The organism is Gloeobacter violaceus PCC 7421 (assembly GCF_000011385.1).
In the GTDB taxonomy this organism is placed as follows: Bacteria; Cyanobacteriota; Cyanobacteriia; order Gloeobacterales; family Gloeobacteraceae; genus Gloeobacter; species Gloeobacter violaceus.
The window spans coordinates 276,562-294,063 of record NC_005125.1 but is presented as its reverse complement, the minus strand read 5'-3'; the positions used below and the strand labels follow the sequence as shown (position 1 = coordinate 294,063).

Here is a 17,502-nt window from a genome sequence, read left to right as displayed (position 1 = left end):
AGTACTCAATAGCGGTAATCGACATTGAAGAAGATATTCGTCCCCAGCCCGTCGAGGGAACTGCCGTGCTCGCGGTAGTTGTTGTTGGTGAGGTTCTGGGCCACCAGCCGCAGCCAGAGGCTCTCGCCAACCGATAACCCGGCACGCACGTCGAAGACGAAAAAGCCGGGGGTGCCGTTCGGGTTGATGCGGTTGTCGCTCCGGTTGTTCGGGGCCAAGCGGTTCTGGGCGCCTGCGTAGCGCAACAGCGGCTCGACGTAGAATTTGCCCGCCGGCGGTTCGTAGCGCACCCCGACGACGCCGTTAAAAGGCGGGATGCGGTCGGCGGGCACCACCTCGCCGGTGTTGAGGGTGGTATCCCCCTGGGTCCAGGTGGCGGTGCCGAGCAGGGCCAACTCCGGGATCACCCGCCACTGGCCGCCGAATTCGATGCCGCCGATAATCTGGCTTGCGGCATTTTCCTGGCGCCGCTCGGCAAGACCCGCCACGGTGTTGCCCGTGAGGACGGTGAGGATGCGGTCGGAGTACTTGCTCCAGAAGCCGAACAGTTCGCCTGTGAAGGTGCCTGTGCGGAACTTAAAACCCGTGTCGATCGAGAAGACCTGCTCGGGGCGCAGGTTCGGGTTGGGGGAGTTGAAGAAATTGCCCTCCACCCCCGCCTGCGACAAGTCGCTGATGTTGGGGGCGCGAAAGCCCCGGCCGACGTTGAGGACGTAGTTAATCTCGGGCGTAATAAAAAAGGCGTTGCTCAGGTTGTAGGTAAAGTCGCTGGAGTTGTTGGTAAATGCCGGTGAGTCGCGCAATCCGTCCGCCGGTACGCGCGCGGTCACAGACGAATAGCGCACGCCGAGCACGGTGCTCACCCGGTCGCTCCAGCGGATGTAATCTTGCAAAAATATTCCCCACTGCTCGAAAGTCGAGCCCGAGACGTAGCGGGAGGGGCGCACGGCGGTCGAACCCGCATCGAAGCGGCGGACGGTGTCGCTGAAGATCACATCGGAGTAAACTTCGCCGCCGTAGGTGAGCGTGTGGCGACCGGCGACACTTTCAAGCGTCAACTGGGTACCGAACAGGTTGCTGTTGTTGCGTTCGCTGTTGTAAAAAGCGTCGGCCACACCGCTGCCGAAACTGGGAAAGCTCGGGCGGGTGCTGTAGGAGCGGCGCAGGCGATCATCCAGGATGCGCTGGTAGCCCAGCTTCAACTGTCCCGAGGTCAGCCAGCTTTCGCGGGGTTTCACTTCGTAGGTGAGCGTCGTAAACAGCCGACTCTGGGGTGTGAAGAAATTGGACGCATCGATCACCGCACTGCCGTAGCCCTGGATGAGGCTGTCGATGGCCGCAAACCTCGGTACCTCGTTGTATTCGAGCCCCAGTACCAGCCGCTGGGTCGGATCGAAATTGACGGCGAATTTCAGTTGACCCGCGTAGTACTCGTAGCCGCTGCCGCTCACCAGCCGCGGATCGGCGTTCGGGAACAAAAGCTGTGGGTTGGGGCTGCCCCCCAGATGAAAATCGTCGAAGCCCCGGTAGGTGAGCCCCAGGCTGAAGGCTTTGCCCTCACTGCCCGCCGACACTTCAAGCCTGCCGCTTCGCTCGGCGTTCGCCGTGCCGTACCCGGCGTAGACCCGCCCCTTCGCCTGGGTCGCTTCACCGGTAAACTGGGGAGTGGCACCCACGACGTTCACCGCTCCACCCAGCGCGTCGCTGCCGTAGAGCACCGAGACCGGTCCGCGGGCCACCTCCAGGCGCTCGAAGGCATAAGGGTCCAATAGCGCCAGGTATTGATTCGGTCCGGAGCGAATAAAGGCCGGGCTGATCCGAAACCCGTCCTGCAGCAGCAGCACCTCGCGCCCGGTCACCCCGCGCACGAAGGGCGTCCCCTGGCCCGGCCCGCTCGATTGGACCCAGACACCGGTTTCGCCTTTGAGCAAATCGACGATCGTCGTGCCGTCGCGCTCACTGGCGCGCTGCTGTGAAAGCACCGTTACCGCCAAGGGTACTTTGTAGACCTGCTCCTCGCGGCTTTTGGTCGCTGTGACCGTCACCTCCGGCAGATCTTCCCCGACCGCCCTGGGCTCGATCAGGCCCTGGGCCTGGGTCTGATCCTTGAGCAAATCGCTTGCCTGCTCGGCGCGCACAGCACCCCCCGCCAGCGCGGCGCTTCCCAGGGCCACCGTCAGCGCGACACCCCTACTCCACCCCAAAACCACAGCCGTCCCTCCCCACCGACGCTCTGGGGGTACCGTAACTGTTCGTGGTTAACAAAAGAGGTGATAAACCCGTAACGGATGAATAAGCACTGGTTAACGGCAGAATATGGAAAGCTCCGCCGCTTTTCGAGCCAAAAATTGAGAATTGTCCCTTAGACGATAGTGTGGCTGGCGTGGGCTGGAAAGCGCTCAGAAACCCAGATGCAGCAGGTACCCCCCGAAAATTGATGGCCTCCCTCCTTGCCACTACCCCTGGTTCGCTCGCACCCCCTCAAACGCCACCGTGCACTGCCCAGAACTCCGCCGGGGTGCGGATCGGGTAGCGGTCGCGCAAGGCCAGCAAGGCCCTGTCGCCGGTGATGAGCGTCTGCGCCTGTCCGCCGCGCAGCGCGGCGACCAGCGTGCCCAGCACGGGCTGGTCGTTGGCGTCGGACAAGGCGGGATCGTTGCTGGCTTCAGGTTCAACGAGTTCGGCCTGGATCGCGAGGGCGTCGATGAGGTCGTCGATCTCACCTGCGCTCAGGCCGTGCCGGTGCGCGAGTTTTGGCAGCACGCGCCGCAACTCGTCGAGGATGTAGGCCGAGAGCACGATGTCCAGCGCGCCGTGCTTCCACGCGGCGATGAGCTTGCCCGGCACACTGGCGGGGTAGGCGATGCCGGACAGCAGGACGTTGGTGTCCAGCACCACGCTCAGCGCGGGCACGGTCAGCGCCCGGCGCGCACTTGGGCAACAGTCGCGTCGATTTCGGCCAGGCCCTCGGCCTCGGGAAGCTGGGCGTACCCGGCCTCGATGCGCTGGCACAAGGCATCGAAGCGGGCCTGCATGCGGCGGATGCGTTCGAACAGACGGGCATCGACCAAGGCGGCCACCGGCTTGCCGTCCTTCTTGATGAGGATGCTGTCGTGACGGTACTGCACCTGATTGAGCATCTCGCCCAGGTTCTGGCGGAAGGCGACGGCGCTGGTTTCGCTGATCATGGTGTTGCGATCTCTATGGTTAATATGGTCATTATGGTTGATGCAGCAAGGCCGGGCAAGGGCTTGTCGTTCACAGGAGGTTGCACGACTGTGTTGCAAATATAATTTGTGATGCAGTTTTTTCCGAAATATCCATCTGCTAGGCGGCTAATCCAAACAGACCCTCAATGAATCTCACCTGCGATTGGGGGGTGCACAATGGAGAAATGAAATGCCCTGCCTGCCAGTCCGATAACTTCTCGAAAAACGGTCATCGACGCGGCGTTCAGTATTACATCTGTAAGGACTGTTGCAAGCAGTTTCTTGAGTATTATACTCCCCAAGGTTATCCAGAAAAAGTGAAACGCAACTGCCTGACCATGTATCTCAATGGCATGGACTTTCGTGGCATTGAGCGGACGACTGGAGTCTGCCGCAATACGGTGATCAACTGGGTCAAACAAGCCGCTCTCGCCTTGCCCGATCTACCACAAACCAAGAAAATTTCTACGGTGGCTCAGCTCGACAAGTTATAGACTTTCATCCAGATAAAAAAACAAGATCTGGGTCTGGACGGTAGTTGATCAGGCTGTTCCAGGCATTCTTACCTGGGTGATCGGCGACCGCAGTTCTAAGACTATTCGAACCGCTATGGCGGATAGTCGAAAATCAGAATTTCTGCAATTATGGACCCGAAAGACAAGAAAAAACTAGAGCGGATTACTAGGCTTAGCAATCCGCTCTAGATTCAATAATTGTTTGTGCTATTTTTGGTCATTTCGCCCGCTGGCTTGCGATCGGGCGGGCTGGGACCTATTTGCGCGGCAGACCGGATGAGAGCAAGATCGCCCGACGCAGCTTCAGCTCGTCCGCGTCCGGCCGGCTGAAGTCGACATCCTTCGTAAGCGCCTTCCAGGCCGGGTTGGCCTTCGCCACGTACTGGATCGGCACGAAGGTGTAGGGCGTGAAGTCGGGGGTGCTGGTGAACATGTCGCGCAGGTCGGTGGCCGCGGCGTCGTACTGGTTGAGCGGGGGAATGCCCAAGATCAAGTGGGTGGTCTTGAAGATGCTCGCGAGGCTGGTGTGGGTTTTGCTCACGTACTCGCGCTTCACCCAGGGGCTGATGGCCAGGAAAATCGTGCGGCTGCCGTCGACGTGATCGAAGCCGTTCTGGGTGTCATCCTCGGTGACGAAGATGACCGTGTCCTTCCAGCAGGGGCTTTTGGAGATCAGCTCGACGGTGAGGCCCAAGGCGGCGTCGTTGTCCTGCACATAGCGGGTGTAATCCCAGGCGGGGCCGTCCGGGAAGATGTCGTTGGCACCACCGCCGTGGTCGTTCGGGTAGAACAGATCTACGTAATCGGGCAATTTGCAGGTGTTGGTCTTGCGATCGACGTACCGGGATTCAAAGACCTGCTTGAAGCGCGCGTAGCGGTTGAAGCGGGTCGGATCTTCCTGCAGGGGCGCGTCGGGGATCTTGGTGTTGTACTCGGGAAAGAGGTGGTCGCTGTTGTCGCGCACCACTTTTTCCATCGGCACGTTCACCTGTTGGCGGATGCCGGTGGGCTCGGTGCCGAAATCCGCCGCGACGATCGCAAATTCGTAGCCGTTGCCGAAATTGACGAAAGATTTGCCGTTGCGCGCCAGGTGCAAGTAGATCCCGCCGTGCTGGTTGTAATCGTGGGGGTCGGGCGAACCGTTGGCGTCGGTGAAGCCCAGGCGGCCCGGGTAGGGGCCGAACACCTCCGGGTCGGTGCCCGCGTCGTTGCGCCGCCCACCGTAGGAAGCCGGCCAGTGGGTCTGCTCGAACTCGGTGGTGTAGGTGTTGGTCAGCCAGCGGTGGCCGTCGGAGGAGACGTTCGGCTCCAGGTAGAAGTTGTCGCTGAAGGCGAAAGCGAGGGCCAGTTCGTGGTGGTTGGGGCTCGCGTTCGCCCCCAGGGCGTAGCGCGGCTCGCCGTTGACGGGAACGCCCTTGCGGGTCTGGGTGATGTCGCCCAACAGCAAATCGTGGGTGACGTTTTCTTTGTTCAGGAAAATCACGTGCTTGATTTGCTTGCTCGCCACGCCGACGCGGCTGGGGATCGGGTTTTCGACGTCGGTGAGCGGGCGGGCCACGAAGCCGTTGTTGGCGAGCACCCGCTGGGTGTAGCGCTCCAGTTGCGGCCCGGAAGGAACGGCGAAGATATTCACCGTGCCGATCGTGCTCGATTTGGGCGAACCGAGATTATCCGGGGGGGTGTCGTTGTTGGGTCCGGCGCCGCGGCCGTTGGCGCTCGCCACGTACAGGGTCCTGCCGTCGGCACTGACTTTGACGCTGCTGGGCCACCAGCCGGTCGGGATATGCCCCATCACCCGGCCGGCCGTGCCTTCGAGGCGCACCATGGCGACGGCGTTGATGCCTGCCTGGGCGACGTAGAGGTATTGATTGTCGGGACTCAGGGCCAGGGCCACCGGCTGGATGCCTTTGACGCGGCGATCGAGTCCCTGCAGCACGCTCAGGTTGATCCGGCTCAGTTCGCGGTAGCTACGCGGGTCGAGTACCGAGACGCTGTCGTTGTTGCCGTTGGAGACATAGATATACGAAGGCGAGATGGCGACGGCGTTCGGGTGGCTGCCGCTGTAGGTCTCGATGCCTTCTTCGACCTCACCCACCAGCGGTCCGGGCTTGACCACTTTTTTGAGCACCGGCTCGGTGGGGGTGGACACGTCTAGGACATAGACCGACGAGGACTCCGGCGCGTTCGGGCTGCCAAGGCCAGGGACGGTGTAGGACTGGCTCTGGGGGATGTAGCCGCAGCGGATGCCCCGCGGATCGCGCAGGGTGGGGGGCAAATTGCGAGGGTCCACCTTGGTGATCTGGATTTGGCGTGAGCGGACGGTCTCCTCGGGATAGCCCGCTCCCGGGTAGCAGAGCGGATAATCTTTGTTGCTGTCGCCGGTCGGGCTTGCGGGTGCGAGGCTGGTGTACTGGAAGACCCCGACGTTGGCTACAAAGAGCGTCTTGCTGTCGGCAGAAAGGGTGATCCCAAAAGGATAGCGGCCCACTTTCACCGAGCGTACCACCGCCTCGAAGTTGTTCGGCTCGGTGATCAAGCCTTGATCGTCGGTGCCGACGGCAATTTTGCCCGTATCGACGACAAAAACCTGGAAGCTGCCTTGATCGACGACATAGAGGTAGCGCCCGTCGCCGCTCAGGGCCATCTGGCCCGGGAAGGTGCCCTTGAAGTAGGGCTGGGGCTGCTGCTTCGGATCGACGGGCGGGGTGTAGGCGCGCTCGGAGCCGTTCAGGTTCACAGAACCCACGATCTTGGCGGCGGCGGTGTCGCCCACCCAGATATTGCCGTTTTCGCCCCCGGCCACGTAGAAGCGGGAACCGTCCGGGGCAAAAGCCGCCCCGACAAAGGTGGCATCCAGGTCGATGCGGGTCGCCTGGGGATTGGCGCTTTTGACGTAGCGAATTAGGGTCACCGAGAAGGGCGTGCTGCCGCTGTTGACGGTGAGTAGCGTGTCGCCGTCGGGGGAGAGCACCATGCCGAAGGGTTTGGGCGCGGTGACGTCCACTTCGATGCCGATGGGCGTGATAAAGCGGCCGTTGGGTAATACCGCCCCCTGGTAGCCGCCCACGGTGTACTGGCGCGTAGCGGGCAAGTCGCCTGCCGGGGCGCGGTAGTACACCGACTGCGAACCGATCGAGCCTGCGACCAGGGCTGTGGAGCCCAGCACGCCCAGCACCACCGCCCCGATGGTGAGCGGGCGCGAGAGGGGCCAGCGCCAACGGGGGAAGGTTGTTTTCTTATCGAGAGGATTGTTATCCATCCTGACAGTCTCCATCTAAAGATGAGAGAGCGCCGGGGCAGGCCGCCCCAGCGCTCTCACCGGGAACGGTTATTTGGGCTGTTTGGCCGTCCAGTTGTTCAGCAACTGGGTGCGGTTGTTGCGCAGATCCTTGCGGTTGCGCTCCTCGGGGTAGGACACGCCGGTGCCTTTGATCCCCTGCCACAACAAGCGGTTGAAGGCGACGACATCGAGTTTGTCTTCAACGGAGAAGTTGAAGCCCTTGCTGGCCTTCGCCCACCATTGGCCGTCGTGCAGAGGCTTGACAGCCACGGTCTTGAGAGCCGCCGCATCGGCGCACTCCGGTACCAGGGTCGGGTCCACCGGCGGGGCGCAGAGGATGCCCGGGATGACCGCCGTGTAGGTATTGAAGTTGGGGACGCGCGTGAAGACGTCCGCCATCGGCCGGGTGTTGGCATCCAGCATTCCCAGATAGTCGAGGCCCAGCAGATCTTCGATCGTGCGCAGGGCGCTCACGGTCGTGTAGTTGGTGCTCACCAGCGCGCCGCGCTTGGTGTAGGGCGAGATGACGTAGGCTATCGAGCGGTGGCCGTCGACGTGGTCGGGGCCGTCCTGGGAGTCGTCTTCGAGTACGACGATGGCGGTGTCCTTCCAGTAGATGGACTTGGAGACCGCCTCGACGAGCTTGCCCAGGGCGTAGTCGTTGTCGGCCATCTGCGTCTCGGCGGTGTCAAGACCCGCCACCGCCTGCTGGTCGAAGCTGCCGAAGTGGTCGTGCATGATGCGCACGAGTTGTAGATTCGGCAGGTTGTTGTTGGCGACATAGCCGTCGAATTCGCGCTTCCACTCTTCGTACAAGAAGATGTCCGAAATCTTCTGGTCGTAGCCGCGGAAGTAGATGTCGGTCTTATCCAGCAGGGCCGGTTTGGTGCCCGGCGCCTGGGGGATGCCCGAGGCGAAGGGGGTGCGCGTAATCGGGATATAGAGCGGGTTGGCCGGGTCGGGTACGGTCGGATCGGCTAGGGAAGTGCCGTAGTAGGCCAGGTCAATGAAGAAGCCGTAGTTGCGCACGGTCTTGCCCGCCCGCAAAGCCGCGTCCCACAGATAGCCGCCGATGGCGCCCGGCTCCAGGTCGCCGTCGCCTTCGGGAGCGTTGGCGTCCTTGGTGCCCGGCAGGATCGAAGAGCTGCCGGACGGATCGAGCACCCCGGTCACCCGCGTGTTGATCTGATTGGGTGTCGGGCTCGTCTGGGGCAGGCCGACGCTGATGTTGCGGTTGGTGCCTTCGTAGTCGTAGGTGAGGCCGCGGAAGTTGGCGTTGCCGTAGAGCACCGACTGGGTCTTCTCGGTGTAGTCGGTGGTGCGGGCATAGGTGCTCCAGCTCCAGCCCACGCCGCTCGATTCGCCGGGGTTGTAGAAGTTATCCAGGATGACGAAGTCGGTGGCGAGCTTGTGGTGGTTGGGCGAAATCGGCTCGGGGAAGAGCGTCAGGCTCGGATCGCCGTTGCCCACCGGCAGATCCCCCAGCACCTGGTCGTAGGTGCGGTTTTCTTTGACCACGTAGATGACGTGCTTGATCTTGGTGCGCAGGTAGGCCATCAGCGCATCGGGCTGCTGGTTGCCGAAACCGTTGTTTTTGTCGACGCGCGCACTGAGGCGCGCCAGGCTCGCCCCCCCGGGTACGGGAATGGTCGAGATGCCGGCTTTTTCAAGCGCCCAGTTGTACTCTTCTTTGAAAGTGGTGTTGGTCGCCTCGCCCGCCGCGGTGGTGCGGCCGTTGGAAGGGTTCGGACCGACGTTCGATTTGGCGTTGACCACGAAGAGCTTGCTGCCGATCACACTCACCGAGTTGGGATACCAACCGGTCGGGATGCGCCCCTCGACTTTGCCGCTCGCCTGATCGACCACCGCCACGGCGTTCTCGCCCCCGAGGGTGACATAGAGCTTCTTGCCGTCGGGCGAAAAGGCGATCGCGTTGGGGTTGGAGCCTTTGTACTTGTAGCCGGGGCGCGACAGCGAGATGGCGCGCACGACATTGTTCGTCACCGGGTCGATGACCGTGAGACTGTCGCTGTTGCCGTTGGCCACGTACAGGCGGCCCTGGTTGGCGGAGAGGACCAGTTTGTTGGGCTGGCCGCCCACCGGAATGCGTGTGACCACTTTGCTCGCCAGATCCACCGCGAGCACTTCGTCGTCGCGCTGGCTGGTGACGAAGACCTTGGCCGCTGCGCCGCGCGCGTCGCTGTAGATGGCGACGTCGAAGGGCAGTTCGCCGGTGGCCACCGTGCCGCCGGGGACGAAGAATTTGATTTCTTCAATCACCGTACGGCTCGCCGTGTCGATTATCGAGATCGAGTCGTTCTGGAAGTTGGCCACTACCAGCGTCTTGCCGTCGCGGCTGATGTCGAGGCCCGCTGCCACCGCGCCGGTGGTGATAAGCCCGCCGGAAGCGGCGTCCGCCGGGGTGCCCTTGAGGATGCCGCCGTCGTAGGCAGGAAAAGGATCGGTCTGGTTGGAGTTGTGGCCCAGCAGAATAAAGGGCGCGTCGGGAACGTACCGGCCACTGTCGAATTTGTAGACGTAGATGCGGTCGTCGATGCCGGCTGAGACGTAGAAACGCTTGCCGTCCGGCGCCCAGACCAGGCCGTTGTAAGTGTTCGGAATATTGATCTGCTGCTTTTTGACCAGCGCGCCGCTGCTCACGTCAAAGACGAACACCCACTCCGCCTGGGGATTGGTGACGGTCGAGGCGAGGCCGGTGATCGGATCGAGCACCGGGTAGGAGAAAAATTCACCGGTGGTCGGATCCGCAAAATACTGGTTGTAGCCGCTGGTGAGCACCAGCAAGGTCTTGCCGTCCGGGCTGAGGGCGGTCTTGACGGCACCCTGGGCGTCGGCGTTGCCGTCCGGGCGCAGCCCGGTGCTCAGGCGCGCGTAGGTCGAACCGGGGGCCGCCGTCGGGGTGACCACCTGGCCTGTAGGAATGATGCTGGCATTGCCGCCGATGTCGCCCACGGGCAAGCTCGTCTGGGCAATCGCCGCCAGCGGCTGCAAAGTGAGGGAGGTTGCGAGCATGGCGCTCAGCAACAGGCGAGAACGTGTCGAGGTCATGGTGCGCCTTATCCAACCGATAGGTCGCCCGCATTGTAAGAAGACCAGGTGACAATACCGGAGGTGTAGATTAAGAGCAGGTCAACCTGCGATTAACGCCCGAAGGTTATATTGAGCCCGGTATATTTCTCGCTTCTACTCGCCGCCCCTTATGAAAACCCGGTCCGGATCGCTCGTGCTCCTGCTCATCGCTGCTTTGGCCACGGCCCCGATGGCCAAAGCCGACATCGTCCCGGGCGAGAATCTCGTAGTGGACAGCATTCCCTCCATACCGTCGAGTCTGGCCGATTCGCTCGCCCGCTACACCGAATTTCGCACCGCCACCCTCGCAGGCTGGCACCCCAGCAAGCGGGAGATGCTCATCCTGACGCGCTTCAGCGACACCAACCAGGTGCACCGCGTCCAGATACCAGGTGGCGATCGCAGCCAGCAGACGTTCTTCGCGGATCGCATCCAGGGGGCTTCTTATCCGCCCAAACCGACGGGGGAGTTTTTTGTCTTCGCCAAGGACACCGGCGGCAACGAATTCAGCCAGCTCTACCGCTACGACCCGGCCGACGGCACCGTGAATCTGCTTACCGACGGCAAGTCGCGCAACACCGGCGCCACCTGGTCCCACACCGGCCGGCAGATTGCCTACACCTCCACCCGACGCAACGGCAAAGACACCGATATTTATCTGGTCGATCCGCTCAAAGCCCAGAGCGACCGCAAACTCGCCGCAGTCGAAGGGGGCGGCTGGGGGGTGCTCGACTGGTCGCCCGACGACAAGAAGCTCCTGGTCCTGGAGTACGTTTCGATCAACGAGAGTTATCTGTGGCTTTTCGACGCGGCCACGGGCGAGAAGAACCTGATTACTCCTAAAGGCGGGACCGAGAAAGTTTCCTATGGTGCGGCCCAGTTTGCAGCCGACGGCCGGGGCATCTATCTTACCAGCGACCGCGACTCCGAGTTTCAGCGCCTGCAATATCTGGATCCGGCGGGCAATACAACCAAAATTCTCAGCGGCGGCATCCCCTGGGATATCGAAAGCTTCGAGCTATCGCCCGACGGCCGGTTGCTCGCCTTTGTCGCCAACGAGGACGGCATCGCCAAACTGCACCTGCTCGAGACCGCCACCGGCAAAGAGCGCCCGGTCCCCAAACTGCCCGTGGGCCTGATCGGGTCGCTGGAGTGGCGGCCCGACAGCCGGGAGTTGGGGATGACCCTCACCGCCGCCCGCTCGCCCGCCGATGTCTTTTCCTGGAATGTCGCCACCGGCAAAGTCGATCGCTGGACGAGGAGCGAGACCGGGGGATTGAACACCGCGACGCTTACCGAACCGAAGCCGGTGCGCTGGAAAAGCTTCGACGAGCGCTCGATTTCGGGCTTTCTCTACCGGCCCCCGGCCCGCTTCACAGGCAAACGCCCGGTGATCATCAACATCCACGGCGGCCCCGAAGCCCAGTTTCGTCCCGGCTTTTTGGGCCGCAGCAACTATTTTATCGACGAACTGGGGGCGGCGATGATCTTTCCGAATGTGCGCGGCTCGGCCGGCTACGGCAAGACCTTCTTGCAACTGGACAACGGCTTTAAGCGCGAGGATTCGGTCAAAGACATCGGGGCATTGCTCGATTGGATCGCCACCCAACCGGATCTCGATCCCGCTCGGGTGATGGTCACCGGCGGCAGTTACGGCGGCTATATGACGTTGGCTGTGGCCACCCTGTACAACGACCGCATCCGCTGCGCCCTCGACGTGGTGGGCATCTCCAACTTCGTGACCTTTCTGGAAAAAACCGAGAGTTACCGCCGGGATCTCAGGCGCGTCGAGTATGGCGACGAGCGCGACCCGAAGATGCGCGAATTTTTGCAGGCCATCTCCCCCGCCAACAACGCCGCCAAAATTTCCAAACCGCTCTTTGTCGTCCAGGGCCAGAACGATCCGCGCGTCCCGTTAAACGAATCCGAGCAGATGGTGGCCACGGTCAAGCGCGGCGGCAGCCCCGTCTGGTACCTGATGGCCAAAGACGAGGGCCACGGTTTTGCCAAAAAGAAGAACGCCGACTTTCAGTTCTACGCGACGGTCACCTTTGTGCAGAGTTATCTGCTCAACTGAGCGGCAAGCCGGAGGTAGACGGGAACAATATCGCCAAAATCCAGCCACCGGGTGCGGACAATATCAGCCGACCTTCGCTTTCAACAATCCGCACTCAGCGGCGATGCGCACCAGACCGGCGGTGTTGCGGGTACCCAGTTTCCCCATTAACCGGGCGCGGTGCGAGTCCACTGTGCGGGGACTGATATACAGGCGTTTAGCGATCTCGTTGTTGGTCAGTTCCTGGGCAATCAACATCAAGACTTCGTGCTCGCGGGCCGTCAGGCGGGGCACAGAACCGGCTGCCCTGCCGAATTTTCCGGTGCCCTGCTCTTCGGCGACCAGCCGGGTGATCGCTTGACCGAAAACCAGGTAGCCCGAAAGTACCAGACCCACAGCGTTCAACAATTCGTGGCCCTGTACACTCTTGAGCAGGCAACCGTTGGCCCCGGCATGAAACGCCAGCATCACCTGCTCTTCGTCGTCGGCCACCATCAGTATTCGGGCCGAGGGATCTTTGCTTCTGAACAGACGGATAACCTCTACGCCGCTCATTTTCGGCAGGACGGCATCGAGCAAAACCAGATCCGGCTTCAACGCGCCCAAAAGCTGAACAGCCTGCTCACCGTCCTCCACCTCATGAACGCAAAACCGTTCTTCTGTGGAACGCAGAAAGCTGCAGAAGCCTCGCCGCACAACAGTGTGACAATTCGCAATCAGTATGCAGATTTCCGCGTTGTTTATAAACACTTCCTTCATCCCTTGTTCGAGGCTTGCTGCTGTATCTGCCGACTATTGCGGCGGCTGCAAATGCTGCGCTTCGCGGCATTGGCGGTGTTCCGCTGTGGGCTGTCGAAATTTACGTCCGTCGCGGTACCCCGGATGCGACACCGCTGCTGGTAGGGAGTGCACCGGCTCACGCCGACCCATGCAAGGCTCGAATCGGATCCACTGCATCGTTCGGCTTTCGGTGTCTCGCTTGCACCGCTACCGGTGTCACCGGGCTCGGGCCGGCATCCGAATGCCCTCCTGCAACCGCCGGTGCAATTTTCTGTGGGGGAGCGACAGATCCGCCCGTACACTTTCACCGTCGGAGCGGCTGTGCGCTCCGTTGCGTACCGCTGTTGCTCGGCAGCGCTACGACTATCGTTCTGGCCAAGCCATGCCTGCCAAGTTGCCTTCTCAGCCGCAGTTGCCGCCATCGGTTGGCAATGCTCGGTTGACGCATTGCGCCTGCTGTCTGGCGCACACATCTGCTGTCGCTCCTATCTACCCCGAGGGCAAGGACAGGTCGACAGCCACCAACAACCTGGAGCACAGCTAGAAAGCGGGGAAGCCGAGATTACGAAAACCGTCAGGCCACCATCCGAACAGGCCGAGAACTGCCGAGTCTGGTAACCTTACTCGGATTCTTGCCCTGGGACCAATCTCAGAAATTACTCACAGGGGACTGGACAGCCCACCACAACAAGCAGGGTCCAGGACGCGGCTACGCACACACGCCCTTTTCCAAAGGGCTGGACAGTCTTTTAACACCTGCATTCTCAAACAAAACGACTCATTCATAGCCATGCACCAGGCGGGTTGGAAGGGATGGACTTTTTAGTCGTAGCGCGTAGAACGGATTTGTGTGCCTACGCATTTTCCGTAGCTGCAACCTAAGATTCCTGTGCGGCCTAGGTCTGTAGTGTTTGCTACCTGCCTAAAGAATTTTTTTCCGCAATCAGTGATTTTACTGAATCCAGCCAACGCGAAACCCAGCATAAAGCAGTTCACCGGTGTCTATAGTCGGACCGGAACGCCCATGAGGACGAACTTTGAGCCTTTCGGGCCGATACTTGCCGATTCAGGCCGGAGCGGGATCCGGCTGCGCAGCCGGGCAGAGCCACCGCAGCGGCGCCACTGCGAAAGAAGTACCGAATTCTTGAGCGATTCCCGTTCGGTTTTTATCTGCTGAAGCCGTTTATTATCCAATTGTTCACTCCTGTGGCAGGGACTTGAACTGTTGGGAGCGGCAGCGCATTCGAGGATTTCATAATCGATGTGGTGAACAATATTTGCGCCTTTGTTGCGCTCATCGCCCTGCAAGGCTATGGCCGAGAATTACCGTTAACCCTCCGCAAAGTGCTTTCAAAGTTTGATCCCCGCATTGGATCTTTCGACATTGAGCGAGAATCCACCAAAGAAAAATTCAGCATATTTGTCAGCAACTTGCTGCGCCTGACAAAACAGAAAAGCTTCTTCGGCTGTCAAACAACAACAGAAATCGAAGATGCGGCCATTGACTGGATCGAAAAACCCTTGCCTTCCGCGTCGGTGCGGGATTCGGCCTATGAAGACAGACAAAAATCGATGTCAGGACGCAATGACATTGCCGATAGGTAGCGTGGATTGTTGTGGCTCGGACTGTCGAACCCGAGCGGTCTGTCCGCCGAAAGTGGGCCTGCCCGTCGCAGAAGTGCTCGAATATAGTAGAAGGCTCCCATCGCTGCTCCATGCTGACGCACCTTCGCATCGAGAATTTTGCCCTGATCGACAATCTGGCGCTGGACTTTGCCGGTGGGCTCAATGTGCTTACCGGCGAAACTGGAGCGGGCAAATCGATCATCCTCGACGCGCTCGATGTCGTACTCGGGGGCCGGGTGAGCGGCGCCCAGGTGCGTACCGGCGCCCAGCGCGCCGTGATCGAAGCCACTTTTGGTCCCTCGGCCGCCATCGCAGACTGGCTTGCCGCTCAGCAGATCGACTCGCTTGAGGAAGGTCTGGTGGTCGTGCGCGAAATCAGCGGCAAGACGAACCGCGCCCGCGTCAACGGCGTACTCGTCAACCAGGCGGTGCTGCGCGAGTTGCGCGAGCAGCTGCTGGAGATCACCGCCCAGGGCCAGTCGCTGCAGCTCGAGAAACCGGAAGTGCAGCTGGAATTGCTCGATAATTACGGCGAGATTGCCCCCCGGCGCGAACGGTTCCGCCAAGTCTACGAAACGCTGCAGCGGCGCAAAGGCGAGTTGGCCCGCAAAAAAGCGGCGCGCGACGACCGTCTCCAGCAGTTGGATTTGTTTCGTTTTCAGTTCGAGGAGCTGTCGCGCGCTGCTCTTGACGACCCGCAGGAGGAGGAGCAGCTGTTGGCCGACCGATCCCGACTCGCCCACGCCGTCGAGCTGCAGCACAACAGCCTGAAGCTCTACGAGATGCTCTACGAAGGAGCCCTGGACCAGCCGGCGGTCACCGACCTGCTCGGTCAGTCTTCAGAATTGTTGATCCAGATGGGCGAGTACGACGCGAGCCTCGTACCGCTGGGCGAAATGCTCGAAAACGCCCTGGTGCAGGTGCAGGAGTGCGCCCGCGCCGTCAATCGCTACGGCGAGACGGTCGAATCGGACCCCGAAACCCTCGAATACACCGAGAAACGCCTGCGCCAACTCAAGAACCTGCGCCAGAAGTACGGACCGACCCTCGCCGATGTGATCGCCCATTACCGAAATCTGGAGCGGGATCTGGCCGCCATCGAAGGTAGCGGTGAAGATCTGGAGGTGGAGGAGAGGGAACTGGCGGGGGAGACGCGGCGGGCCACTGAGCTGGCGGCCGAATTGACCCGGGCGCGCACCGAGGCCGCCGGGCGGCTCGAAGGCGACCTGGTGCGCGAACTCGCCCCGCTCGGCATGGGCAAGGTCCGATTTGCCGTGCGCATCGAGCCTTCTCGCCTCGCTTCCAGCGGTGCCGACCGGGTGGGCTTTTTGTGGAGCCCCAATCCCGGCGAACCGCTCCAGCCGCTCACCGAAACCGCCTCCGGCGGCGAGATGGCCCGCTTTTTGCTCGCCCTCAAAGCCTGTCTGGGGGGAGCCGATCGCATCGCCACCCTGGTATTCGACGAAATCGATGTCGGCGTCTCCGGACGGGTGGCCCAGGCGGTGGCCGAAAAACTTTTGCAGCTCGGGGCGTCCCACCAGGTGCTCTGCGTTACCCACCAACCGCTGGTGGCCGCCCTCGCCGACAGCCACTACCGCGTGCACAAGGCGGTGCTCGCCGAGGCCGGCGAGGAGCGCACGGTGGTGCGCGTCGAGACCCTCAACAAAACCGAGGCGCGCCGCGAGGAGTTGGCCCAACTGGTGGGGGGGCACTCGGCCCACGAAGCGCTCGAATTTGCCGGTGCCCTGCTGGCCGATGCCGACCGCCGCCGCAGCGCCGTGCGCCCGTGAAGGGTGCGGCGGCCGGTGCGCTTTGCGGAGCATTCAGGCGGGAGCAGCTGCCGGAGCGGCGACCGGCTCGGGCACCCAGCTCTCGCCATACTTGTTCTTGAGTGCCTGGAAGGCTTCGACCTGCCCCGGCGCGTACTCCCCGGGCCGGCCCCATTGCAGAAACAGGCTCATGGGCGCTTTTTGGCCGTCTTCTTTGAGAAAGCGCACGGCATAGGTGGTGAAGTTGCCGCGCTTGGCGGGCAGTGCTTCGAAGCGGACGAGCTTCACCTCGGCCATGTTCAAGTGAAACTCGAAGTGCTCGCTGTGCAAATTGGCGTAGTGGGGCAGGTGCGGGACGTAGAAAGGATTTTTGAGTTCGCCCCGCGCTTCGAGCACGGCCGTGTCGTTGGTGACGATAAAGCGCAACAGCCCCAGCGCGCCGCATTCGTCCAAAAATTCTTTGAGTGTCATGGCCATCGCCGCCTCCCGAATGCAAGCCTCATGATAGCAGCGGCCGGGGGGATCACTGGCGGCCGTTCGACTCGTAGAGCTTGAGGTAGCGGCTGGTGTCTTCTGTGTAGCGATCGAGGCTGAACGAACCGGTGGCGCAGACGGTGCGGGTGGAGGTCGCTACATCAAAACTGACAAAGGTGACATCCATGGTGTAGGAGATCGGTTTTCCCTTGACACCGCCTCCCAGCGACCATAGCTGATAGGCACTGGCCGCTACGAAGCGCCGGAAAATTTGCGTGTCCGCCGGGTCCGGGCTGATGTCGAGGTAAAACGTCCGATTTTCGAGGATCTCGGGGTTGTTCTCGTTGCCCCGCAAATTGCCCTCGAAGTTCCAGTTGTCCTGCACCGTGCTGGTGCGGTTTTTATACGTCTTCTTGATGAGGACGGCGTAGGACTTGTCGATTCCCAGCTCGCGGATGGACTTTGCGAAGTAGGCGACGCCGTAGATGTTGTCCTTCGAGCTAAAGCGGTGGGTCAGGGCGGCAGGATTCTCGCTGCCGATGACGATGGGCTCCCTGGAAAAAAGGATCTTGCCCGCGTACTTGCTTGGCGCTGCGCTCTGGGCGGCGGTGGATGCCGGGCGCCACAGCCAGGGGACAAGTGCTCCGCCCATCAGCACGCCTCTTCTAGCCAGGGTGTAACGCTCCTGTGGCTGCATAGGCGA

Annotated in this window: 12 protein-coding genes; 4 read left to right on the top strand and 8 right to left on the bottom strand. The window is 61.5% G+C overall.

Annotated elements, in window-relative coordinates; translation table 11 throughout:
- Window positions 1-5 precede the first annotated feature (5 nt).
- The 3 genes from GLL_RS01500 to GLL_RS01490 all read right to left on the bottom strand — a co-directional run bounded on the left by GLL_RS01500 (window position 6) and on the right by GLL_RS01490 (window position 3,188).
- Window positions 6-2,210 (bottom strand): TonB-dependent receptor, encoded by a 2,205-nt coding sequence (locus GLL_RS01500; RefSeq protein ID WP_011140284.1) that lies wholly within the window; start codon window positions 2,208-2,210, stop codon window positions 6-8.
- Between the two features lie 271 nt (window positions 2,211-2,481).
- Window positions 2,482-2,913, bottom strand: a complete 432-nt coding sequence (locus tag GLL_RS01495; RefSeq protein ID WP_011140283.1) for a putative toxin-antitoxin system toxin component, PIN family — start codon at window positions 2,911-2,913, stop codon at window positions 2,482-2,484.
- 2 nt (window positions 2,914-2,915) lie between these two features.
- Window positions 2,916-3,188 (bottom strand): type II toxin-antitoxin system Phd/YefM family antitoxin, encoded by a 273-nt coding sequence (locus tag GLL_RS01490; protein ID WP_011140282.1) that lies wholly within the window; start codon window positions 3,186-3,188, stop codon window positions 2,916-2,918.
- A 206-nt stretch (window positions 3,189-3,394) separates the two neighbouring features.
- On the opposite strand from GLL_RS01490, the gene GLL_RS01485 reads away from it, so the two are divergent.
- Entirely contained in the window at window positions 3,395-3,703 is a 309-nt protein-coding gene (locus GLL_RS01485; RefSeq protein WP_011140281.1) for a transposase, read from the top strand.
- 277 nt (window positions 3,704-3,980) lie between these two features.
- Here GLL_RS01485 and GLL_RS01480 read toward each other — a convergent pair whose 3' ends face one another.
- Window positions 3,981-6,983, bottom strand: a complete 3,003-nt coding sequence (locus GLL_RS01480; protein WP_164928482.1) for a bifunctional YncE family protein/alkaline phosphatase family protein — start codon at window positions 6,981-6,983, stop codon at window positions 3,981-3,983.
- Between the two features lie 69 nt (window positions 6,984-7,052).
- Window positions 7,053-10,073, bottom strand: coding sequence for an alkaline phosphatase family protein (locus GLL_RS01475; protein WP_011140279.1), 3,021 nt, complete (start codon window positions 10,071-10,073; stop codon window positions 7,053-7,055).
- Window positions 10,074-10,284: 211 nt separating this feature from the next.
- Between GLL_RS01475 and GLL_RS01470 the strand changes: the two genes are divergently transcribed.
- Window positions 10,285-12,171: a S9 family peptidase gene (locus GLL_RS01470; RefSeq protein WP_407920007.1), complete on the top strand. Its 1,887-nt coding sequence runs from the start codon at window positions 10,285-10,287 to the stop codon at window positions 12,169-12,171.
- 63 nt (window positions 12,172-12,234) lie between these two features.
- On the opposite strand, the gene GLL_RS01465 is transcribed toward GLL_RS01470, so the two are convergent.
- Window positions 12,235-12,909: a response regulator gene (locus tag GLL_RS01465; RefSeq protein WP_011140277.1), complete on the bottom strand. Its 675-nt coding sequence runs from the start codon at window positions 12,907-12,909 to the stop codon at window positions 12,235-12,237.
- 1,284 nt (window positions 12,910-14,193) lie between these two features.
- Here GLL_RS01465 and GLL_RS01460 point away from each other — a divergent pair.
- Together GLL_RS01460 and recN are read left to right on the top strand one after the other, a co-directional pair.
- A complete protein-coding gene (locus GLL_RS01460) occupies window positions 14,194-14,535 on the top strand; it encodes a hypothetical protein (RefSeq protein WP_011140276.1) in 342 nt (113 codons plus the stop codon).
- 110 nt (window positions 14,536-14,645) lie between these two features.
- Entirely contained in the window at window positions 14,646-16,346 is a 1,701-nt protein-coding gene (gene recN / locus GLL_RS01455; RefSeq protein WP_011140275.1) for a DNA repair protein RecN, read from the top strand.
- A 33-nt stretch (window positions 16,347-16,379) separates the two neighbouring features.
- Here the strand turns inward: recN and GLL_RS01450 are convergent, their stop codons facing one another.
- Entirely contained in the window at window positions 16,380-16,802 is a 423-nt protein-coding gene (locus GLL_RS01450) for a ChuX/HutX family heme-like substrate-binding protein (RefSeq protein ID WP_011140274.1), read from the bottom strand.
- Between the two features lie 46 nt (window positions 16,803-16,848).
- Entirely contained in the window at window positions 16,849-17,496 is a 648-nt protein-coding gene (locus GLL_RS01445; protein ID WP_011140273.1) for a hypothetical protein, read from the bottom strand.
- Window positions 17,497-17,502: the final 6 nt, after the last annotated feature.

Excerpts from the sequence above, each read along its gene's own strand:
- GLL_RS01450 (WP_011140274.1), bottom strand. The coding sequence starts at position 16,802 with ATGGCCATGACACTCAAAGAATTTTTGGACGAATGCGGCGCGCTGGGG.
- GLL_RS01445 (WP_011140273.1), bottom strand. The coding sequence starts at position 17,496 with ATGCAGCCACAGGAGCGTTACACCCTGGCTAGAAGAGGCGTGCTGATG.
- GLL_RS01465 (WP_011140277.1), bottom strand. The coding sequence starts at position 12,909 with ATGAAGGAAGTGTTTATAAACAACGCGGAAATCTGCATACTGATTGCG.
- recN (WP_011140275.1), top strand. The coding sequence starts at position 14,646 with ATGCTGACGCACCTTCGCATCGAGAATTTTGCCCTGATCGACAATCTG.
- GLL_RS01485 (WP_011140281.1), top strand. The coding sequence starts at position 3,395 with ATGAAATGCCCTGCCTGCCAGTCCGATAACTTCTCGAAAAACGGTCAT.
- GLL_RS01490 (WP_011140282.1), bottom strand. The coding sequence starts at position 3,188 with ATGATCAGCGAAACCAGCGCCGTCGCCTTCCGCCAGAACCTGGGCGAG.
- GLL_RS01475 (WP_011140279.1), bottom strand. The coding sequence starts at position 10,073 with ATGACCTCGACACGTTCTCGCCTGTTGCTGAGCGCCATGCTCGCAACC.
- GLL_RS01470 (WP_407920007.1), top strand. The coding sequence starts at position 10,285 with ATGGCCAAAGCCGACATCGTCCCGGGCGAGAATCTCGTAGTGGACAGC.
- GLL_RS01480 (WP_164928482.1), bottom strand. The coding sequence starts at position 6,983 with ATGGATAACAATCCTCTCGATAAGAAAACAACCTTCCCCCGTTGGCGC.